Annotated in this window: 21 protein-coding genes and 1 tRNA gene; 12 read left to right on the forward strand and 10 right to left on the reverse strand. The window is 68.9% G+C overall.

Annotation, left to right across the window (positions count from 1 at the left end):
* Positions 1 to 135: 135 nt before the first annotated feature.
* The 3 genes from ASF45_RS17155 to ASF45_RS17165 all read left to right on the forward strand — a co-directional run bounded on the left by ASF45_RS17155 (position 136) and on the right by ASF45_RS17165 (position 3,219).
* Positions 136 to 1,560 carry a M20 family metallopeptidase gene (locus ASF45_RS17155; RefSeq protein ID WP_056665100.1) on the forward strand — a complete coding sequence of 475 codons (1,425 nt, stop codon included), beginning with the start codon at positions 136 to 138 and terminating at the stop codon, positions 1,558 to 1,560.
* On the forward strand, positions 1,557 to 2,069 hold the full coding sequence (locus ASF45_RS17160; RefSeq protein WP_056665103.1) for an Lrp/AsnC family transcriptional regulator: 513 nt from the start codon (positions 1,557 to 1,559) through the stop codon (positions 2,067 to 2,069). The genes ASF45_RS17155 and ASF45_RS17160 overlap by 4 nt, the downstream gene beginning before the upstream one ends.
* Positions 2,070 to 2,244: 175 nt before the next feature.
* Positions 2,245 to 3,219: a tripartite tricarboxylate transporter substrate binding protein gene (locus ASF45_RS17165; protein WP_056665106.1), complete on the forward strand. Its 975-nt coding sequence runs from the start codon at positions 2,245 to 2,247 to the stop codon at positions 3,217 to 3,219.
* 193 nt (positions 3,220 to 3,412) lie between these two features.
* Here ASF45_RS17165 and ASF45_RS17170 read toward each other — a convergent pair whose 3' ends face one another.
* On the reverse strand, positions 3,413 to 3,724 hold the full coding sequence (locus ASF45_RS17170) for a DUF4148 domain-containing protein (protein WP_056665109.1): 312 nt from the start codon (positions 3,722 to 3,724) through the stop codon (positions 3,413 to 3,415).
* 304 nt (positions 3,725 to 4,028) lie between these two features.
* On the opposite strand from ASF45_RS17170, the gene ASF45_RS17175 reads away from it, so the two are divergent.
* Positions 4,029 to 4,487: a hypothetical protein gene (locus ASF45_RS17175; protein ID WP_056665228.1), complete on the forward strand. Its 459-nt coding sequence runs from the start codon at positions 4,029 to 4,031 to the stop codon at positions 4,485 to 4,487.
* Between the two features lie 52 nt (positions 4,488 to 4,539).
* Here ASF45_RS17175 and ASF45_RS17180 read toward each other — a convergent pair whose 3' ends face one another.
* The 4 genes from ASF45_RS17180 to ASF45_RS17195 form a co-directional block, all read right to left on the reverse strand.
* Positions 4,540 to 4,764, reverse strand: coding sequence for a DUF3606 domain-containing protein (locus ASF45_RS17180; RefSeq protein WP_056665112.1), 225 nt, complete (start codon positions 4,762 to 4,764; stop codon positions 4,540 to 4,542).
* 11 nt (positions 4,765 to 4,775) lie between these two features.
* A complete protein-coding gene (locus ASF45_RS17185) occupies positions 4,776 to 5,009 on the reverse strand; it encodes a hypothetical protein (RefSeq protein ID WP_056665114.1) in 234 nt (77 codons plus the stop codon).
* 123 nt (positions 5,010 to 5,132) lie between these two features.
* Positions 5,133 to 5,534: a hypothetical protein gene (locus tag ASF45_RS17190; RefSeq protein ID WP_056665117.1), complete on the reverse strand. Its 402-nt coding sequence runs from the start codon at positions 5,532 to 5,534 to the stop codon at positions 5,133 to 5,135.
* A 431-nt stretch (positions 5,535 to 5,965) separates the two neighbouring features.
* Positions 5,966 to 6,041 (reverse strand) — tRNA-Ala (locus ASF45_RS17195).
* A gap of 62 nt (positions 6,042 to 6,103) precedes the next feature.
* Here ASF45_RS17195 and ASF45_RS17200 point away from each other — a divergent pair.
* Positions 6,104 to 6,322 carry a SlyX family protein gene (locus tag ASF45_RS17200; protein ID WP_056665119.1) on the forward strand — a complete coding sequence of 73 codons (219 nt, stop codon included), beginning with the start codon at positions 6,104 to 6,106 and terminating at the stop codon, positions 6,320 to 6,322.
* Here the strand turns inward: ASF45_RS17200 and ASF45_RS17205 are convergent.
* Positions 6,316 to 7,248 carry a LysR family transcriptional regulator gene (locus ASF45_RS17205; protein ID WP_056665120.1) on the reverse strand — a complete coding sequence of 311 codons (933 nt, stop codon included), beginning with the start codon at positions 7,246 to 7,248 and terminating at the stop codon, positions 6,316 to 6,318. The two genes, ASF45_RS17200 and ASF45_RS17205, sit on opposite strands and share 7 nt — an antisense overlap.
* A 90-nt stretch (positions 7,249 to 7,338) precedes the next feature.
* Here ASF45_RS17205 and ASF45_RS17210 point away from each other — a divergent pair, with 90 nt between their 5' ends.
* Positions 7,339 to 8,688 carry an aspartate aminotransferase family protein gene (locus ASF45_RS17210; protein WP_056665123.1) on the forward strand — a complete coding sequence of 450 codons (1,350 nt, stop codon included), beginning with the start codon at positions 7,339 to 7,341 and terminating at the stop codon, positions 8,686 to 8,688.
* Positions 8,689 to 8,738: 50 nt separating this feature from the next.
* On the opposite strand, the gene metW is transcribed toward ASF45_RS17210, so the two are convergent.
* The 4 genes from metW to ASF45_RS17230 form a co-directional block, all read right to left on the reverse strand.
* Positions 8,739 to 9,323 carry a methionine biosynthesis protein MetW gene (metW, locus tag ASF45_RS17215; RefSeq protein WP_056665125.1) on the reverse strand — a complete coding sequence of 195 codons (585 nt, stop codon included), beginning with the start codon at positions 9,321 to 9,323 and terminating at the stop codon, positions 8,739 to 8,741.
* Positions 9,320 to 10,453: a homoserine O-acetyltransferase gene (locus ASF45_RS17220; protein ID WP_056665128.1), complete on the reverse strand. Its 1,134-nt coding sequence runs from the start codon at positions 10,451 to 10,453 to the stop codon at positions 9,320 to 9,322. The genes metW and ASF45_RS17220 overlap by 4 nt, the downstream gene beginning before the upstream one ends.
* A 183-nt stretch (positions 10,454 to 10,636) precedes the next feature.
* Positions 10,637 to 11,464 (reverse strand): SDR family oxidoreductase, encoded by an 828-nt coding sequence (locus ASF45_RS17225; protein ID WP_056665230.1) that lies wholly within the window; start codon positions 11,462 to 11,464, stop codon positions 10,637 to 10,639.
* Between the two features lie 34 nt (positions 11,465 to 11,498).
* Entirely contained in the window at positions 11,499 to 12,248 is a 750-nt protein-coding gene (locus ASF45_RS17230) for a GntR family transcriptional regulator (protein WP_082551078.1), read from the reverse strand.
* A gap of 281 nt (positions 12,249 to 12,529) precedes the next feature.
* On the opposite strand from ASF45_RS17230, the gene ASF45_RS17235 reads away from it, so the two are divergent.
* The 6 genes from ASF45_RS17235 to ASF45_RS17260 all read left to right on the forward strand — a co-directional run bounded on the left by ASF45_RS17235 (position 12,530) and on the right by ASF45_RS17260 (position 18,786).
* Positions 12,530 to 13,687: a pyridoxal phosphate-dependent aminotransferase gene (locus tag ASF45_RS17235; RefSeq protein ID WP_056665131.1), complete on the forward strand. Its 1,158-nt coding sequence runs from the start codon at positions 12,530 to 12,532 to the stop codon at positions 13,685 to 13,687.
* A gap of 10 nt (positions 13,688 to 13,697) precedes the next feature.
* Positions 13,698 to 14,579: an alpha/beta fold hydrolase gene (locus ASF45_RS17240; protein ID WP_056665135.1), complete on the forward strand. Its 882-nt coding sequence runs from the start codon at positions 13,698 to 13,700 to the stop codon at positions 14,577 to 14,579.
* Positions 14,579 to 15,820, forward strand: a complete 1,242-nt coding sequence (locus ASF45_RS17245; protein ID WP_056665138.1) for a M20 family metallo-hydrolase — start codon at positions 14,579 to 14,581, stop codon at positions 15,818 to 15,820. Before ASF45_RS17240 ends, ASF45_RS17245 begins: the two co-directional genes overlap by 1 nt.
* Entirely contained in the window at positions 15,813 to 16,592 is a 780-nt protein-coding gene (locus ASF45_RS17250; protein WP_056665142.1) for a class II aldolase/adducin family protein, read from the forward strand. Before ASF45_RS17245 ends, ASF45_RS17250 begins: the two co-directional genes overlap by 8 nt.
* A 53-nt stretch (positions 16,593 to 16,645) precedes the next feature.
* Entirely contained in the window at positions 16,646 to 17,659 is a 1,014-nt protein-coding gene (locus ASF45_RS17255; RefSeq protein ID WP_056665144.1) for an ABC transporter substrate-binding protein, read from the forward strand.
* Positions 17,660 to 17,853: 194 nt separating this feature from the next.
* Positions 17,854 to 18,786 (forward strand): cupin domain-containing protein, encoded by a 933-nt coding sequence (locus ASF45_RS17260; protein WP_056665147.1) that lies wholly within the window; start codon positions 17,854 to 17,856, stop codon positions 18,784 to 18,786.
* Positions 18,787 to 18,800: the final 14 nt, after the last annotated feature.

Consider the following 18,800-nt stretch of genomic DNA (forward strand, 5'->3'; position numbering starts at 1 on the left):
CCCGGGAAGGTGTCGGTTTGCCATTTTGGCAAACCGAGCATCTGAATTTTCTGCTTCTCGCAAGCCAGCGTGCTGCCTACCATGCGCTCGTCCAAGCCCACCACGCCACCAACGACAAACTCAGGAGACACCCGAATGCGCAGAGAACAAGCCCTCGCCGCCGCGGCCGACCACTTCGACCAGGGGCACTTCCTGGCCACCCTGTCGCGCCGCGTGGCGCAGCGCACCGAGAGCCAGAACCCCGAGGGTGGGCCGGTGCTGCGCGCCTACCTGGCCGAGGACATCACGCCGGAGCTGCAGGCCATGGGGTTCCGCTGCTGCATCCTCGACAACCCCGTGACCGGCGGCGGCCCCTTCCTGATCGCCGAGCGCACCGAGCCCGGCGCCAGCTTCGGCGTGCTGACCTACGGCCATGCCGACGTGGTGCGCGGCCAGGACGCGCAATGGCGCGCGGGCCTGGCGCCCTGGCGCGTGACGGTGGAGGGCGATCGCTGGTACGGCCGCGGCAGCGCCGACAACAAGGGCCAGCACAGCATCAACCTCGCGGCGCTGGCGCTGGTGCTGCAGGCGCGCGGCGGCCGGCTGGGCTACGACCTCAAGCTCGTGCTGGAGACGGGGGAGGAGATCGGCTCGCCGGGCCTGCGCGCGTTCTGCGCGCTGCACCGCGAGGCGTTGGCCGCCGACCTGTTCATCGCGTCGGACGGGCCGCGCGTGGCAGCGCCGCGGCCCACGCTGTTCCTGGGCTCGCGCGGCTTCTTCAACTTCCGCCTGCGCGTGCGGCTGCGGCCGGGCGGCCACCACTCGGGCAATTGGGGCGGCCTGCTGCGCAACGCCGGCACGCGGCTGGCCCATGCCATCGCCAGCCTGGTCGATGCGCGCGGCCGCGTGCTGGTGCCCCGCCTGCTGCCCGATGCGCTGCCGGCCAATGTGCGCGAGGCGCTGTCGACCATCGAAGTCGGCGGCGGGCCGGCGGACCCGGCCATCGACCCCGACTGGGGCGAGCCCGGCCTGACGCCGACCGAGCGCGTCTACGGCTGGAACACCATCGAGGTGCTGGCCTTCCAGACCGGCAACCCCGAGGCCCCGGTGGGCGCGATCCCGGGCGAGGCCTTCGCGCTGTGCCAGATCCGCTTCGTGGTCGGCACCGACAGCGCGCACTTCATCGAACACCTGCGCGCGCACCTGGACCAGCAGGGCTTGGCCGATGTGGAAGTGACGCCCGACGGCGAGGCCATGGCTGCCACGCGGCTGGACCCCGACGACCCCTGGGTGCACTGGGCGCTGGACTCCATGCGCCGCAGCACCGGCAAGGCGCCGGCGCTGCTGCCCAACTTCGGCGGCTCGCTGCCCAACGACGTGTTCGCCGAGCTGCTGGGCCTGCCCACGCTGTGGGTGCCGCACTCCTACCCGGCCTGCAGCCAGCATGCGCCCGACGAGCACCTGCTGGGCAGCGTGGCGCGCGAAGGGCTGCAGACCATGACCGGCCTGTTCTGGGACTTGGCCGAGCAGGGCCCGGCCATCGCAGAGCGGCGGCGCGCGGCCGCAGGTGCACCGGCATGAAGGCCGAGCGCTCGCGCAGCCGCAGCACGGCAGAGGCCGACGCATTGCCGGCCGGGCTCGACCGCATCGACCGCGCCATCCTGCGCGCGCTGCAGCGCGACGCCTCGGTCTCCAACGTGGCGCTGGCGGCCAAGGTCAACCTCAGCGCGCCGGCCTGCCTGCGCCGCGTCGAGCGGCTCAAGGCCGAAGGCTTCATCAAGGGCATCGTGGCCCTGCTGGACCCGCGGCCGCTCAACGCCGGCATGCTGGTCATCATCGGCGTGGTGCTGGACCGCTCCACGCCCGAGTCCTTCACCGACTTCGAGAAGGCCGCGCAAAAGGTCTCCGGCTGCCTGGAATGCCATGTGGTGACGGGCGAGTTCGACTACATGATGATGCTGCGCACCAAGGACAACGACAGCTTCAACCGCCTGCACGCCGAGCAGCTGCTGTACCTGCCGGGCGTGCGCCAGGTGCGCACGTTCATGGTGCTCAAGCAGGTGCTGTCGACCACGCAGCTACCGATCTGAGCGGCCCGGCCATGCACTGCCGCGCCCAGCCCCCGCCGCCCTTCTAGCCGCGCGCCCGACCTGGGCCGCACTCCGTCTCCGCCCTGTTCGCCGACCCGCGTGGCCGGCGCTGGATGCCTGCGTCCTGCGCCAACGCCCTTGCCCATTTTTCAACCCCCGCCCCCAAGGAGAAAGCATGAAAAACCTCGTCGCAAGCATCGCCAGGGTCGCCCTGGCCACGGCCTTCGCGGCCCCCGTCCTGGGCTGGGCCCAGGCCTGGCCGGCCAGGCCGATCCAGCTCGTGATCCCGTTCCCGCCGGGTGGTGCCGTGGACGTGGTGGGCCGGCTCGTGGCCAAGAGCCTGGGCGAGCGCCTGGGCCAGCCCGTGGTGGCCGACAACCGTGCCGGCGCCGGCACGGTGGTGGGGGCTGTAGTGGCCGCCAACGCCGCGCCCGACGGCTACACGCTGCTGATCAGCTCGGGCTCGACCTTCACGATCAACCCGGCACTGAACCAGAAGCTGCCCTACGACGCGATCAAGAGCTTCGAGCCGCTGGGCATGACGGCGCGCGTGCCGTTGATCCTGCTGGCCCATCCCTCGGTGCCGGCCAAGGACTTCGGCCAGTTGCTGGGTGCCGTGCGCGCCGCGCCGGACAAGTTCGTCTACGGCAGCTTCGGCAACGGCACGACGGGCCACTTTGCCGGCGAGATGCTGTGGGAGCGTGCCGGCGTCAAGCTCACCCACATCCCCTACAAGGGCAGCGCGCCGGCCATGGCCGACCTGATTGGCGGGCAGATCCCCCTGAGCGTGGACACCGTGGCCGCGGCGCTGCCGCAGCTCAGGGCCGGCAAGGTCAAGGCCATCGCGGTGCTGGGCGAGAGCCGCGCGCCGCAGCTGCCCCAGGTGCCGACCATTGCCGAGAGCGGCTACCCCGGCTTCGCAGCGGACTCCTGGCTGGCCGTGGTGGCGCCGCGCGGGCTGCCGGCCGGGGTGCGCAGCGCGCTGCACAAGGCGATTGCCGAGACCGCGGCCGCGGCCGACCTGCAGAAGGGATTGGTGAACAGTGGCCTGCAGCCGGCCTACGAGCCAGGCGAGGCGGTGGCAGCGCGCATCGAGGAGGAGCTGCCGCGCATGCGCGCGACGGTGTTGCGGGCGGGCATGCAGAACTGAGCAGCTTGCACGACCCGGCGCGGAAAGTGACCCGGTGGAGCTTTGCGTTATGAAGCACCATCCGGCGACTGAACGTCGCCCTGCCGAAATTCGCGCGACCTTGTCGGCAGTCGGGTCCCGTGCGCAGCGCGCAAGAGCATTCTGAAACGACAAAGCCGCCCGAAGGCGGCTCGTTGAGCGGGGTGCTGGTGACTCAGACTTCGCCGCCAGGCAGTTGACCATGGCGCACGGCGTAGACAGCTTCGGCGCGCACGGCTTCGCGGCTCAGCGTGCTCTTGGCGGTGGCCACGGCGCCAACGTCGGCACCTTCACCCAATTCAGGCATGGTGCCGTTGCGCTCGGCCTGCAGGACTTCGGCGCGCACGGCTTCGCGGGTCAGCCCGCTCACGGTGGTGGAGACCTGGGGCACGTAGCCGACCTCACCGCCAACGAAGTCAGCGGCGAAGCTGGGAGCAGCGGCGAAACCGGCAGCTGCGATCAGGGCGGAAGCGACGAACTTGTTCATGGTGAATTCCTTTCGGTGATGGATGCGACTTGCTCAATCGGCGCGACAAGACACCGTGTCTGCCGCGTCTCGATGAGGCGTTTGTTGTGCGTCTCATCGATGGCTCCATTGTCGAAGTCGCGCCCCGAAAGAAAAACCGGGCACCGGGCAAAGGATCGTTTCCGCGATCAGAACAATCGTGCGGCGGACTCCTACGCGCCGGCTACGGCGACGGAAAAAGACGACGTTGGCAGTGGTGCGAATCCCGCACGTCCGAGACGATGAGCAACGTAGCTTGTCGGTCTTCAACCGACAGGAGACCTTCATGGAAGAACGGAGCAAGACTGGCACGGCCGCTGTCATGGGCAGCGTCGCTGGCGGGGTGGCCGGCGGGGCGGCGGCAGGCGCGGCTGTCGGCGGGATGACCGGTCCGGTCGGTGCTGCTCTCGGTGCGGCAGTCGGTGCGGTCGTCGGTGCAGTGGCCGGCAAGTCGATCAAGATCGATCCGGTTGCCGAGGACACCTACTGGCGCGACAACCGCAGCACCCGCACCGATGCAGCCGGGGCCCACGACGACCAGTACGGCGCCAGGGCGCACCGGAAGTACCCGGACCGGACCTTCGACGCGCTCGAGCCGGAACTTGGCAGCGGTTGGGCCAGCTCGCGCACGGGCTCGTCGCTGGACTGGGACAAGGCCCGCCATGCCTCCCGCGAAGCCGGGCAGCGGCTGAGCGACAGGGCCGAGCGCGCCGTACCCGGCGAATCGGACAGCGACGGGGAGTAGCACCCAACAGAAAACGGGCCGTGGGGCCCGTTCTCCCTGGTGGACGGCCGAATCACTCAGCGGCTTCCACGCGGTCGTCGTTGGTCGTGCTCCGGCTGCCCTTCAGATGCAACTCCACATCGCCAGCCAAGTCGCCGACCTTTCCGACGGCCTCGCGGATCTGGTCCTGGCTGACGTTCAGGCGTTCGGCCCAGGTGCGCAGCGCTTCATCCGAGTTGGAGTCGATACGGTCGGCGCCAGTTGCGTTGGGTGCAAGGTTGATGTCTTCGTTGCCCATCGTTCAGTGCCTCACTTCGACTTGCTGCCGCTGGATGGTTGGTTCGGGTTGTCGCCCTGGGTCATGCCGGGCGGGTGGCCTTTCTGGCCTTGCTGGCCCGACTGCTTACCGGCATCCTGCTGCTGTTGGCCCTGAGGCTTGCCGCCCTGACCTTGTTGGCCGGCCTGGTTCGGCTGCGACTGGTTGTGCTGGGCCGACTTGTCTTGGTTGGTGCCGCTGGTTGACTGGTTGGGTTGGTTCGCCATTTGCGTCTCCTGTGTGCTGAGCGACATGCTCAGTGTCCAAGGTACGCCGATCAAAATGACGCTGGGTCCTCGAGGGGCCCGCTCCGGCGTAGGAAGACGCGCTGTGGAGCCCCTCGATGGCGATCAGCCCTTCATGCGCTTGATTTCGACCTTCGCTGCTTCATGCTGCGCCTTTGCCTGCTGTTCGCACGCGTCCTTGGCGTTGCCGTTCATGTCGTCGCACTTCTCCTTCGCGACTTCATAGCTCATTTCGGCCTTCGCTTCCGCGACCTTCTTGGCGTTGCCGTTGGACGGCTTGTAGTTCTGCTCCAGCTCCGCCTTGGCTACGTTCTCCATGCCCTTGGCTTCCTTCTCGCACACGTCCTTGGCGTTGTCCTTCAAGGTGTCGCACTTGGCCTTGGCCACCTTGTAGTCCGCCGAGATCTTCTCCTTGGCGACGTTGTATTCGTCCTTGGTCATCGCGTTTGCGCCCGTCGCGGCGAAGACGCTGCCAGCCAGGGCGATCCAGAGAAGATGCTTTTTCATGATGTGTCCTTCGGAAGTTTGACGTTGCGGTGTAGTCGGTCTGCCGAGCGCTGTGTGTGTTGTGGCGTCCGGTGAAGCGACTGTCCGGCACCCGCTTTCCCACGGCGGTAGGACGCCGCCCCATGGTCCGATAGGCTGCCCTGTGATCTGCGCGTGGTCGGAATCGACCGGCCGTCCTGCAAGCCATCTTCGCGGTCGCTCGCGTGGTCGGGCCAGTGGCAGGCACAGGTGCCTCGTGCCCGGCGGCCCATTGGTGGGCCAGCCGTCGGGTGGGGAAGGTGCGCGACAGGACAGGATGCCCTGCCCGGCGAATCTTGGCTTGGAAGCTGGTACGGCCGGCGCTGTCCGTCCGCTTGCTGATGCTTGCCGTCTGTGGGTCCCACAGTTGTCCCGCCAGAGGCGAGACGGGTGCCACAGGGCGCTCGATTCGGTGGTGGAGAGGATGAGGATCGAACTCACGACCTCCGCATTGCGAACGCGGCGCTCTCCCAACTGAGCTACCCCCCCACGGCGGCCGGATTCTAGTACCGACGCGTGACAACGTGCAGCCATGGTGTCCAATCCCGGCCATGGATGCCCAAGACCCCCTATCGCGGCGGCTCGACGCGCTGGAACTCAAGGCCTGCGAGGCCGAAGACCTGTTGGACGAGCTGAACCTGACCGTGTACCGCCAGCAGCAGCAGATCGATGCACTGGCGCGCCAGCTCGAAGCGCTGCGGCTGCAACAGCCCGACCCAAGCGCCGCCGGCGCCCGCAACCTGCGCGACGAGTTGCCGCCGCACTACTGACCGCGCGCATGGGCGGCGTTCAGGCAATCCTGGAACAGCAGCGCCGCCCGCGACGGCTGGGGTGAGCGCCGCAGCAGGCTCACGAACTGGCAGGCGTAGGAGAAGCGCTCGGGCGCCACGGCCTGCATGAGGCCCTTGGCGACGAAGCCGGCCGCGTAGTGGTCGGGCAGGAAACCCAGGAAGCAGCCCGACAGCACCAGCGTGGCGATGGCCTCCTGGTCGTAGCCGCTGGCCCGGCGCACCAGCCGTTCCTGGTGGCTCAGCTCCATGTTGGGCGAGTGGTAGCCCAGGCCGGCGAACGGGTACTGGCGCAGCCGCGCCCAGCTGAGGCTGGTGTGCGCCGCGCCGAACAGCGCATGCGCGCGGCCGCAGTACAGCAGCATGGTCTCGCCGAAGAGCTCGGTGTAGCGCAGGCTGCGCGAGGTCCGGTGCGCGGGGATGATGCCCAGCGCGAAGCGGCCGTCGATCACGCCGCGTTCGATCTCGTTGATGGAGGCCACGTGCAGGCTGGGCTGCACCTCGGGCGCCTGGGCGCGGAACAGCGCGATGGCCTCGGCGATGCGGGCCTGCGGGTTGGTGGCGGTCTTGTCGAACACGGCCAGTTCCAGCGCGCCGCCCATGCGGCCGTGGATGTCGTCGATGCCGCTGCGGAACACGTCCACCGAGGCCAGCAGGCGCTGGGTCTCGTCGTAGACGCGCTGGCCTTCCTCGGTCAGCGCGAAGCCGGCCCGGCCGCGCCGGCACAGCACCAGGCCCAATCGCGTCTCCAGGTCCTTGATGTGGCGGCTGATGGTGGAGGTGCCGATGTTGAGCTCCAGTTCGGCCGCCGTCATGCCGCCGCACTGCACCACGCTGCGGAACACCTTGAGCAGACGCAGGTCCATGTCGTCGAGCTGGCCCAGCACGGCACGGTTCTTCACTTTCATGAATCGTCAACTGAAGTTTGATACATCAACATTGTCCAAGAGATGGCGGTGCCGAACAATGCGGCTTTTCCAACCATTCCTGGAGCCGCCATGACCGTGCTGTCCGCGCCGCAGACCCAAGCCCCCCACACCGACGCCGCCTGGCTGGACGCGCACTGGATGCCGTTCACCGGCAACCGCAACTTCAAGGCCGATCCGCGCATGGTCGTGGGCGCCAAGGGCGCCTACTTCACCGATGGCGACGGCCGCAAGATCTTCGACGGCCTGTCGGGCCTGTGGTGCACGGGCCTGGGCCATGGCCGGGCCGAGATCAACGAGGCCGTGGCGCGCCAGATCGCCACGCTGGACTACGCGCCGGCCTTCCAGTTCGGCCACCCGGGCTCGTTCGCGCTGGCCAACAAGATCAAGGAACTGACGCCCGCAGGGCTGGACTACGTGTTCTTCGCGGGCTCGGGCTCGGAAGCCGCCGACACCTCGCTCAAGATGGCGCGCGCCTACTGGCGCACCAAGGGCCAGGCCGGCAAGACGCGCCTGATCGGCCGCGAGAAGGGCTACCACGGCGTGAACTTCGGCGGCATCTCGGTCGGCGGCATGGTCGGCAACCGCAAGGCCTTCGGCCAGACCATCGAGGCCGACCACCTGCCGCACACGCAGCTGGCCGCCAACGCCTTCACGCGCGGCATCCCGGAGACCGGCGCCGAGCTGGCCGACCGTCTGCTGGACATCATCGCGCTGCACGACGCCTCGACCATCGCGGCCGTGATCGTCGAGCCGTTCTCGGGCTCGGCCGGCGTGGTGGTGCCGCCCAAGGGCTACCTGCAGCGCCTGCGCGACATCTGCACGGCCAACAACATCCTGCTGGTCTTCGACGAGGTCATCACCGGTTTCGGCCGCTGCGGCGCGATGACGGGTGCCGAGTTCTTCGGCGTCACGCCGGACATCATGAACATCGCCAAGCAGGTGACCAACGGCACGCAGCCGCTGGGCGCCGTGGTCGCCAGCAAGGAGATCTACGACACGTTCATGGCGGCCGGCGGCCCCGAGTACATGGTGGAGTTCCCGCACGGCTACACCTACTCGGCGCATCCGGTGGCCTGCGCCGCCGGCCTGGCCGCGCTGGAACTGCTGCAGGCCGAGGACGGCGTGGGCCGCGTGAAGGCGCTGGCACCGCACTTCGAGCAGGCCGTGCACAGCCTCAAGGGCGCCAAGCATGTGCTGGACATCCGCAACATCGGCCTGGCTGCGGGCCTGACGATCGCACCGGCGCCGGGCGAGCCGGCCAAGCGGCCTTACGAGATCGCCATGGCGATGTGGAAGAAGGGCTTCTACGTGCGCTACGGCGGCGACACCATCCAGCTGGCACCTCCCTTCATCAGCGAGAAGGCCGAGATCGACCGGCTGGTGAACGCGCTGTCGGACGCGCTGGGCGAAGTGGCCTGAGCGGTCCGCACAACAGCGGGAAGGGCCTTCGGGCCCTTTTTTTTTGGGGCTCAACCGCGCTCGAAGTGGAACAGCGCGGTGGACGCGCGCGCGTTCGGGAACGCGCGGATCTCCAGGCCCGCCTGCAGACCGAAGGCGTCCAGGATCCTGAGGCCGTTCTTGCGCGCCAGCACCCCGAAGTCCTTGAAGGTGCCGACACGGATGTTGGGCGTGTCGTACCACTGGTAGGGCAGGCGGCGCGTGACGGGCATGCGCCCGCGCAGCACCGACAGCCGGTTCGGCCAGTGGGCGAAGTTGGGGAAGGCCACGATGCCGCGCCGGCCCACGCGCGCGGTCTCGCGCAGCATGGTCTCGGCGTTGCGCAGGTGCTGCAGCGTGTCGATCTGCAGCACCACGTCGAAGCTGGCGTCGTCGAACATCGCCAGGCCTTCTTCGAGGTTGAGCTGGATCACGTCGACGCCGCGCTGCACGCAGGCGAGCACGTTGGCGTCGGCGATCTCGATGCCGTAGCCCGTGCAGCCGCGCGTGGCCCGCAGGTGCGCCAGCAGCGCGCCGTCGCCGCAGCCCAGGTCGAGCACGCGCGCACCCTGCGGCACGAGCCGTGCGATGGTCTCCATGGTCGACTGGTCGCTCATGCCGTGGCTCCTTCGCTGGCGATGCGCGCGAAGTAGGCGCGCACCACGTTCAGGTAGCGCGCGTCGTCGAGCAGGAAGGCGTCGTGCCCATGGGGCGCATCGATCTCCGCGTAGCTGACGGCGCGCTTGTTGTCGAGCAGGGCCTGCACGATCTCGCGGCTGCGCGCCGGGGCGAAGCGCCAGTCGGTCGTGAAGCTCACGAGCAGGAATTTGGCCTGGGTCTGCGCCAGGGCCTGCTGCAGGCTGCCGCCGTGGGCCCGCGCGGGATCGAAGTAGTCGAGCGCGCGCGTGATCAGCAGGTAGGTGTTGGCGTCGAAGTACTCGCTGAACTTGTCGCCCTGGTAGCGCAGGTAGCTCTCGATCTGGAACTCGACGTCCTGGGTGCTGTACTTCAGGTCGATGCCCTCGCGCAACTGGCGCCCGAACTTCTCGTTCATGACGTCGTCGCTGAGGTAGGTGATGTGCCCGATCATGCGGGCGATGCGCAGCCCGCGCTTGGGCACCACGCCCTGGGCATAGAAATGGCCGCCGTGGAAATCGGGGTCGGTCACGATGGCGCGGCGCGCCACCTCGTTGAAGGCTATGTTCTCGGCGTTGAGGTTGGGCGCGCTGGCCACCACCACGGCATGGCGCACGCGCTCGGGGTAGCGCAGGCTCCAGCACAGGGCCTGCATGCCGCCCAGGCTGCCGCCCATCACGGCGGCCAGCTGGCGGATGCCCAGCGCGTCGAGCAGCCGGGCCTGGGCATCGACCCAGTCTTCCACCGTGACGACCGGGAAATCGGCGCCGTAGACGCGGCCCGTGTCCGGGTTCACGTGCATGGGGCCGGTGGAGCCGAAGCACGAGCCCAGGTTGTTCACGCCGATCACGAAGAAGCGGTCGGTGTCCACCGGCTTGCCGGGGCCGATCATGTTGTCCCACCAGCCCTCGGACCGGGGCTGGCCTTCGTAGACCCCCGCGACATGGTGCGAGGCGTTGAGCGCGTGGCAGATCAGCACGGCGTTGCTCTTGTCCGCGTTGAGCCGGCCGTAGGTCTCGTAGCTGAGCGCGTAGTCGCGGATGGCCGCGCCGCTCTGCAGCGGCAGCGGCTGGCTGAACGGCATGGATTGGGGATGCGCGATGAGTGGCATGGACGCAAAAACAAAAAACCCGGCTCGCTGAACAACGAAGCCGGGTTGGGGGCGTCCGTGTTTAGCTGCATTTCGGAACTCGGGGGTTCCGGCGCCCGCAATCTGGAACAAATCGGCGCAGGGCGGCCAGTATAGGCCAAGCCGGCGCGGCCTCCCCAGACCGCCGCCGGCACGCAGAAACGGCTACTTCTGCTGTGCTGCCGCCAGTTCCATGGCCTTCTTGCTGGTCTTGATGATGGAGCCGCGTGCCGCGATGCCGCCGTCGATGGTCACGATGGTGCCGGTGATGTAGGCCGCGTGCTTGGAGGCCAGGAACAGCATGAGTTCGGCCACTTCCTGGGCCTCGGCCGGGCGGCCGCCCGGGTACTGCAGGAACAACTCTTCCCAGCGGCCTTCGTCGCCCAGGTTGTCGAGCGCGCGGCGCTTCATGAGCTTGACCATGCGGTCGGTGGCCACCGGGCCGGGATTCACGCCGACGACGCGGATGCCGTCGTCCAGGCTCACGCCGCCCAGCGCCTTGGTGAAGGCCATCACGGCCGCGTTGCCGGTGGAGCCGGCGATGTAGTTGGCGTCCCAGTTCTCGCCCGAGTTGCCGATGTCGTTGACGATCACGCCGTGGCCACGACGCTTCATGCGTGCGTAGACCAGTTGCGTGAGTTCCATGTAGCCCAGCACCTTGAGCGCGAAGCCGCGGCGCACCACGTCGAAGTCCAGCGACTCGATCGGGCCGGAGGGAATGTCGCCCGCGTTGTTGACGAGGATGTCGATGTCGCCCACGGCTTCGTCCAGCTGGCGCATGGCGCCCGGTGCGGCCAGGTCCATGGGGTGGATCGTCACGCGCACATCGTGCGCGGCCATGATGGCCTCGCGTGCCGCGGCCAGGGCCTCCCCGTCGCGCGCGGCCAGGTGCAGGTGGCAGCCGGCGGCGGCGAAGCTGTGCGCGGCGGCCAGCCCGATGCCCTTGGAGGCGCCCGTGATGAGTGCGGTCTGTCCGCTGAGGTCAAGAGTGATCATGAGGTGAGGGAGAACGAAAGGAACGGGCGGCTCACAGGCCGGGAAGGTGCGTGGAAATCGCCGCGATCAGGTCGACCATGTCGTCCTGCAGCAGCGTCACGTGGTCGACGGCCGCGGCGAACGCGGCCTCGGGATCGTTGCGGTCGAGCGCGTCCAGGATGGCCTGGTGCTCGCCGATGGTGGCGGCCATGCGGCCGGGCTGGAAGGTCACATGCCGGCGGTACACCCCCACGCGCTTGCGCAGGCGGTGCGTCTGCTCGGACAGATAGCTGGTGTTGGAGGCGTCGTACAGCGCCTCGTGGAATTCGCGGTTGACCTCGTAAAAGCTTTCGTGGTCGCCGATTTCCAGCAACTCCACCAGGCGCTTGTGGATGGCGACCAGGTTGGCGCGCTGCGCCGGCGTGGCGCGGCGCGCCGCGTACTTGGCGCACAGGCCTTCGCTGACGGCCATCATCTGGAACATCTCGATCAGCACGGGCACCGAGATCGTCGCCACGCAGACGCCCTGGTGGCCGCGCATGTCGACCAGGCCGTTGCCGGCCAGCGACTTGAGCGCCTCGCGCAGCGGCGTGCGCGAGACCTGGAAGCGCTCGACGAGTTCGGCCTCGTCCAGCCGCGTGCCGGGCTTGAGCGCGCCGCTGACGATCAGGCCCTCCAGCGTTTCCTGCAGTTCGTCGGCCAGCGTGACGGACTTGTCCCGGGCGCGTTCGCGCGGCGTCGATGCCGGGGCCTTGCGCGCCTTGCCGCGGCGTGTCTTGTCGTTGGTGTCTACGGTCGTCATGTCGTTCTTGGACGGGGGTGGACGGTGGCGGTGGCACCCGCTGCACCGCGGTGGCCATCGACATATACGGTTCCGCAAAAGCAGTATCCATGCCACGGGAAGCGCAGCGCGACGGCCGCATTGCCGCGCCCTTCCTGGCGCGCTCTTGGTGCACCTCCCGGCAAAAATACAAGAACGCCGTTTTTGGATGCACCGAATGCCTGCGCTGTGCACCCAAAAAGGGTGCAGGAGCGAAAACACGGCGGCAAATGCATGGCATGGCATCTGCTTTGCACTCGCCGATGACCGCCAACACCACCACCACCCCGCGCCCCTTCGAACTGCGCAACGCGTACTTCGACCGGCTCTGCAACACCCCCGGCCTGATGTGGCTGGGCCAGAACACCAACCACTTCGACCCGCATCCCTCGGTGCTCGAGGCCGCCGTCGCCGCACTGCAGGACGGCAGTTACCACGCCTACGCGCCGCCCTGCGGCTTCGAGGAACTGCGCCAGCTCATCGCCCTGGACGTGGGCGTGCCGGGCATGTCAGCCTTCGTGACCGACGGCGCCGTGGAAGCGCTCTACAACGTGTGCAGCAACATCTGCGCGCCGGACACCGATTTCGTCACCACCGACCCGAGCTGGGCCTGGCCCATGCACTTCGCGCGCAAGGCCGGCGCGCGCGTGGTGGAACTGCCGATCTACGAGGCGGCGCAGGGCTACAAGCTCACGCCCGAGCAACTGCGCGCGGCCGTGACCGACCAGACCCGCGTGATCTACCTCGTGGACCCGAACAACCCGCTCGGCACCTGCCACACGGCGGCCGAGATCGAGGCCTTCTGCGACATCGCGCGCTCGGTCGGCGCCTACTTCATCCACGACGCCACGTATTCGCAGTTCGCCGAGGGCTTCAGCCCCGCGCTGCGCTATTACCCCGAGAAGGCGATCCTGACCTACAGCTTCTCCAAGTGGCTGGGCCTGGCCGGCATGCGCCTGGGCGCGGTGGTCGCCAACCCGGACATCATCGAGCTGCTGGCCACGGCGCCGCCGAACAACCTGGGCAGCAACGTGGTGTCGCAGCGCGCCGCCATCGCCGGCCTCAGGAGCAAGGCCGCGTGGTTCCCCGGCGTGCTGGCCCGGCTGCGCGCCAACCAGAAGGCCGTGTACGAGGCGGTGCAGCGCATCCCGGGCCTGCACATCCCGGTCTACCCGTCCAACGCCAACCTGCTCGTGATCGAGACCGTGGACGCCGGCATCCGCCCCGAGGCGCTGGTCGAGGCCTACCAGCAGGAGGGCGTGATGATCCGCCAGGGCACCTACCACACCAAGCGCTTCGGCGACCGCTTCGTCAAGGTCAGCCTGAGCGTGCCCGAAGCCTGGGCCGCGCGCTTCTGCGAGCTGCTGCCGGCCATGGTCGAGAAGGCCCGCCGCATGCCCGTCTCCACCGCCCTGTTCTGAGGTTCGCGCCATGCCCATGATCACCACCCGCGACGGCACGCGCCTGCATGTCGAAGAAGCCGGCTCCGGCACGCCCATCGTGTTCGTGCACGAGTTCGGCGGCGACCACCGCAGCTGGGAACCGCAGATGCGCTACTTCACGCGGCGCTACCGCTGCATCACTTACGGCGCGCGCGGCTATCCGCCCTCGGACGTGCCCACCGATGTGGAGCGCTACTCGCAGGCGATCGCCACCGACGACATCGCCGACGTGATGACGGCCCTGGGCATCGCGAAGGCGCACATCGTCGGCCTGTCGATGGGCGGCTTCGCCACGCTGCATTTCGGCCTGCGCTACCCCGAGCGCGCGCTGTCGCTGGTGGTGGCCGGCGCCGGCTACGGTGCCGAGAAGCAGTACGAGGACTACTTCCGCAACGTCTCGCTGGAGGTGGCGCGCAAGTTCGAGGAGCTGGGCGCGGTGGAGTTCGCCAAGATCTATTCGACGGCCGCCTCGCGCATCGTGTTCCAGGTGAAGGACCCGCGCGGCTGGCAGGAGTTTGCGACCCAGCTGTCCGAGCATTCGGCCGTGGGCTCGGCCCGCACGATGCAGGGCGTGCAGGCGCGCCGGCCCTCCATCTACGACCTGGAAGCCGAGCTGCGACAGATGCAGGTGCCCACGCTGGTCGTGGTCGGCGACGAGGACGACCACTGCCTGCAGCCCGGCCTGTTCCTCAAGCGCACCGTGCCCGCCAGCGGCCTGCTGGTGCTGCCCAAGACCGGCCACACGCTCAACATCGACGAGCCCGCGCTGTTCAACCAGTTCGTGGCCGACTTCCTGGCCACGGTGGAGCAGAACAAGTGGTTGCCGCGCGACCCGCGCTCGGTGCCTGCCGAGATCATGAAAACGTCGTGATGGCCGCACCGTCCTCCTTCGTCAGCGAGCAGCGGCTGTGGGACAGCCTGCAGGCCATGGCGCGCTTTGGCGCCACGGCCGCGGGCGGTGTGAACCGGCAGGCGCTTTCCCAGGAAGACAGCGCGGCCCAGACGGAGTTGGTGCGCTGGGGCCAGTCCATCGGCATGCTGGCCAGCCGCGATGCGGCGGGCAATCTGTTCCTGCGCCTGCCCGGCAGCGACGCGAGCGCCGCGCCCGTGCTGAGCGGCTCGCACCTGGACAGCCAGCCCACGGGCGGCAAGTTCGACGGCGTCTACGGTGTGCTGGCGGCCTTCGAGGCCGCGCGCGCCATCCGCGCGACCGGCGTGGCGCCGCGCCGATCCATCGACGTGGTGGCCTGGATGAACGAGGAGGGCTCGCGCTTCGCGCCCGGCATGATGGGCTCGGCCGTGTTCGCCGGCGACCGCCCGCTCGACACCATCCTGGCCGCGCAGGACGCTCAGGGCGTGCGCGTGGGCGAGGCCCTGGCGCTGCAGCAGGAACGGCTGGCCCACGTGCCGCTGCGCGCGCTGGGCGGTGCCGTGCACGCTTTCGTCGAGGCCCACATCGAACAGGGCCCGGTGCTCGAGCGCGAGGGCTTTCCGGTCGGCATCGTGAGCGGCATCCAGGGCAAGCACACCTTCCGCGTGGAGGTGATCGGCGAGGCCGCGCACGCCGGCACCTCGCAGCGCAGCGAACGCAAGGACGCGCTGCTGGCCGCCACCGGCATGGTGCAGGCGCTGGCCGCAGCCTTCCACGACTTTGATGACATCACCAAGTTCACGATCGGCCGCTTCGAGGTGTTGCCGAACGCGCCCTCGGTGGTGGCCGCCAAGGTGGTGTTCTCGATCGACCTGCGCCACCCCGACACGGCCCGGCTGCGCGCCATGAGCGCGCAGGTGGAGCACCTGTGCGCTGCCGCGCGCGGGCCCTGCGAGGTGCAGGTCCAGCGCCTGTCGGCCGCCGACTCGCTGGAGTTCCCCGAGGCGCTGCGCCAGCGCGCACGCGCGGTGGCCGACCGGCTCGCAACGCCTTGGCGCGACCTGCCCTCGGCCGCGGGCCACGACGCGCGCTACCTGCACGCGGTCACGCCCACGGCCATGCTGTTCGTGCCCTGCCATCTGGGCATCACCCACAACGAGGCCGAGTCGGCCACGCCCTCGGACCTGGCCGCCGGCACGCGCGTGCTGGCCGACCTCTTGCTAGAACTTGCGAATGACTAAGCCCGCCCACATCAGCGGCCCCGAGTGGCAGGCCCGCGTCGACCTCGCCGCCTGCTACCGCCTGGTCGCCCGGCTCGGCCTGGACGACATGATCTACAACCACATCTCGATGCGCGTTCCGGGCAGGCCGGGGGAGTTCCTGCTGAACCCCTACGGCCTGCTGTTCGAGGAGATCACGGCCTCCAGCCTGGTGCGCATCGACCTGCAGGGCCGCAAGCTGGAGGACACGCCCTACGAGGTCAACGCCGCGGCCTTCGTGATCCACGGCGCCATCCACGAGAGCCGGCACGACGCGCTGTGCGTGCTGCACACGCACTCGGACGCGAGCCTGGCGGTGTCGGCCCAGCCCGAGGGCCTGCTGCCGCTGTCGCAGTTCGCGATGCGCTTCTACCAGCGCCAGGCCTTCCACGGCTACGAGGGCGTGGCCATCGACCTGGACGAGCAGACGCGCCTGGTGCGCGACTTCGGCCAGCACCCGGTCATGCTGCTGCGCAACCACGGCCTGCTGACCGTGGGCCGCACGGTGGGCGAGGCCTTCATGCTGCTGTACTACTTCGAGCGCGCCGCGCGCATCCAGCTGCAGATGCAGGCCGCGGTGGCCGGCGGCGCCGGGCCCATCGTCGTGCCACCGCATCCCGTGTGCGAGCACGCCGCGCGCCAGTTCTGGGAGCAGCACGGCGACATCCTGATCGCCGGCGAGCGCGAGTGGCCCGGCCTCATGCGCAAGCTGCGGCGCGACACGCCGCCCGGCACGCCGGCCCACGACGACTGAGTTCCCCCTTTCCATCACCTTTCCCTCCTTTCTTTTTTCCGAGAGGCTCCCCCATGAAGACGCGTCATTTCCTCAGCACCGTGGCCGCCGCCGTCGCGCTGGCCGCCCTCGCACCCATCGCGCAGGCGCAGACCAAGGAGCCTGTGAAGGCCAGCCTGCGCCTGAAGTGGCTCACGCAGACCCAGTTCGCGGGCTTCTACTACGCCCAGGCCAAGGGCTACTACAAGGACGAGGGCATCGACCTCACGATCAACCCGGGCGGCCCCAACCTGCTGACCGAGAACCTGGTGGCCACGGGCGCCGACACCTTCGGCCTGTCCGGCGGTTCGGACAGCGTGCTGGCCGGCGTGGACAAGGGCCTGCCCATCGTCTCCATCGGCGTGGCGCACCAGATCACGCCCTTCGTGTTCGTGACCAAGGCCGACAGCCCGATCAAAACGCTCAAGGACTTCGAGGGCAAGAAGGTCACGACCTGGTTCACGGGCGCCAACTACGTGCTGTTCGGCATGCTGGGCCAGGCCGGCATCGACCGCGCCAAGGTGGACATCCAGCCGCAGCAGGTCAGCATGACGCCCTTCATCAACGGCGACACCGATGTGGCCACGGCCACGGTCTACAACGAGATGTGGGTCGTGAAGGACAAGCTCGGCGACAAGATCCGCAGCTTCCGCGCGGAAGACAGCGGCATCACCTTCCCGCGCGACACGCTGATCGTCTCCAAGGACACGGCGCAGAAGAACCCCGAACTCGTGAAGGCCTTCCTGCGCGCCTCGATCAAGGGCTGGCGCGAGGCCGCGGCCAATCCGAAGGAGGCCGTGGACATCGTCATGAAGGTGGCGCCCACGCTGAACCGCGCGCAGCAGGAGTCCATGCTGACCGAGGCCTACAAGCTCATGACGGCCGGCAAGGCCAAGACCGAGGGCCTGTTCAACATCGACCCGACCGCGCTCAAGAGCGCGCACGACTTCCTGCTGGCCAACAAGGTGCTGACCAAGCCCGTCGACATCTCGGTGGCCTTCGACGACAGCTTTCTGAAGTCTCTGACGGCCGAGCAGCGCAAGCCCTGACATGGACCACCCCCGTTTGGATTTCTCACTGCGTGTAGAAATCCCATCCCCCCTCCAGGGGGCGCCGCGAGCGGCCGGGCAGAGCCTGTTCCGCCGCGTCTGCTGGCATGGCCTGCTCCGCGGCCTTCGCAGCAGCGGCTTGCGTGCCAATTTCGTGCCCTGCGGTCGGTGCGCCAGCGCCGTGGAGGACTGACATGCCGGCGGCCATGCGCATGGCGGCCATGGGGCCGCAACGCCACCCCGCGCCGGCCGATGCGGCGCAGGCGCGCGCACGCTTCTTCAACTCGGCCAACGCCTTCAACATCCAGCTGCCGCCCGTGCCCTCGCACAGCTTCACGGCCGAGGCGCAGCGCGCCATGGACCCGAAGGCGCCGACCGGCTGGCAGCCCTGCGACCAGTCGCAGGCTCTGGGCGGCGGCACGCCCGCCACCACGCCGCTGATGCTGGCGCGCTATGCGCACATCGCACCGGGCGAGACGCTGGCCTCGCACTTCGTGGCCACGGGCGCGATCTGGTACGTGATCGCGGGCAGCGGGCGCACGCAGGAAGGCGACGCCGCGCTGCTGGCCTGGTCGGCCGGCGATGTGTTCCAGGTGCCCGGCACGCGCGCGCTGCACCACACCGCCGGCGCCGAGGGCGCGACGCTGTGGGTCGTGACCGACGAGCCGCTGCTGGCCGCCGGTGGCTTCGCGGCGCCCGCGACCGACGAGGGTGTGGTGCACTACCCGGCGGCCGAGATCCAGCGCCAGCTCGCGCTGGTCTACGCCGCCGAACCCGAGGCCGAGACCTCCGGCCGTGCGCTGATCTTCTCGTCCGAGCTGCTGGAGAGCACGCACAACATCCACCGCACGATGACGCTGTCGCTGAACACGCTGCCGCCCGGCGACAGCCAGGCCGCGCACCGGCACAACTCCGCGGCCATCACACTGATCGTGGATGGGGAGGATTGCCACTCCATGGTGGACGGCGAACGCATCGCCTGGGACCGCTGGACGACCATGGTCACGCCGCCCGGTGCACCGCATTCGCACCACAACGGCGGCAGCACGCGGCGGGCCCTGTTCCTGATCGTGCAGGACGGGCAGTTCTACTACCGCGCACGGACCATGGGCTTCGCGCCGGTCTGACACAACGCGACCGC

The sequence above is a fragment of the Pseudorhodoferax sp. Leaf265 genome (assembly GCF_001422365.1).
GTDB lineage: Bacteria > Pseudomonadota > Gammaproteobacteria > Burkholderiales > Burkholderiaceae_C > Pseudorhodoferax.

Bases quoted from the DNA above. Each gene is read 5' to 3' on its own strand.
- metW (WP_056665125.1), bottom strand. From the start codon at position 9,323: ATGAGCGACCAGTCGACCATGGAGACCATCGCACGGCTCGTGCCGCAG.
- ASF45_RS17210 (WP_056665123.1), top strand. From the start codon at position 7,339: ATGACCGTGCTGTCCGCGCCGCAGACCCAAGCCCCCCACACCGACGCC.
- ASF45_RS17165 (WP_056665106.1), top strand. From the start codon at position 2,245: ATGAAAAACCTCGTCGCAAGCATCGCCAGGGTCGCCCTGGCCACGGCC.
- ASF45_RS17235 (WP_056665131.1), top strand. From the start codon at position 12,530: ATGACCGCCAACACCACCACCACCCCGCGCCCCTTCGAACTGCGCAAC.
- ASF45_RS17250 (WP_056665142.1), top strand. From the start codon at position 15,813: ATGACTAAGCCCGCCCACATCAGCGGCCCCGAGTGGCAGGCCCGCGTC.
- ASF45_RS17200 (WP_056665119.1), top strand. From the start codon at position 6,104: ATGGATGCCCAAGACCCCCTATCGCGGCGGCTCGACGCGCTGGAACTC.
- ASF45_RS17185 (WP_056665114.1), bottom strand. From the start codon at position 5,009: ATGGCGAACCAACCCAACCAGTCAACCAGCGGCACCAACCAAGACAAG.
- ASF45_RS17170 (WP_056665109.1), bottom strand. From the start codon at position 3,724: ATGAACAAGTTCGTCGCTTCCGCCCTGATCGCAGCTGCCGGTTTCGCC.
- ASF45_RS17205 (WP_056665120.1), bottom strand. From the start codon at position 7,248: ATGAAAGTGAAGAACCGTGCCGTGCTGGGCCAGCTCGACGACATGGAC.
- ASF45_RS17160 (WP_056665103.1), top strand. From the start codon at position 1,557: ATGAAGGCCGAGCGCTCGCGCAGCCGCAGCACGGCAGAGGCCGACGCA.
- ASF45_RS17220 (WP_056665128.1), bottom strand. From the start codon at position 10,453: ATGCCACTCATCGCGCATCCCCAATCCATGCCGTTCAGCCAGCCGCTG.
- ASF45_RS17175 (WP_056665228.1), top strand. From the start codon at position 4,029: ATGGAAGAACGGAGCAAGACTGGCACGGCCGCTGTCATGGGCAGCGTC.
- ASF45_RS17180 (WP_056665112.1), bottom strand. From the start codon at position 4,764: ATGGGCAACGAAGACATCAACCTTGCACCCAACGCAACTGGCGCCGAC.
- ASF45_RS17255 (WP_056665144.1), top strand. From the start codon at position 16,646: ATGAAGACGCGTCATTTCCTCAGCACCGTGGCCGCCGCCGTCGCGCTG.
- ASF45_RS17155 (WP_056665100.1), top strand. From the start codon at position 136: ATGCGCAGAGAACAAGCCCTCGCCGCCGCGGCCGACCACTTCGACCAG.
- ASF45_RS17230 (WP_082551078.1), bottom strand. From the start codon at position 12,248: ATGACGACCGTAGACACCAACGACAAGACACGCCGCGGCAAGGCGCGC.
- ASF45_RS17240 (WP_056665135.1), top strand. From the start codon at position 13,698: ATGCCCATGATCACCACCCGCGACGGCACGCGCCTGCATGTCGAAGAA.
- ASF45_RS17190 (WP_056665117.1), bottom strand. From the start codon at position 5,534: ATGAAAAAGCATCTTCTCTGGATCGCCCTGGCTGGCAGCGTCTTCGCC.
- ASF45_RS17260 (WP_056665147.1), top strand. From the start codon at position 17,854: ATGCCGGCGGCCATGCGCATGGCGGCCATGGGGCCGCAACGCCACCCC.
- ASF45_RS17245 (WP_056665138.1), top strand. From the start codon at position 14,579: ATGGCCGCACCGTCCTCCTTCGTCAGCGAGCAGCGGCTGTGGGACAGC.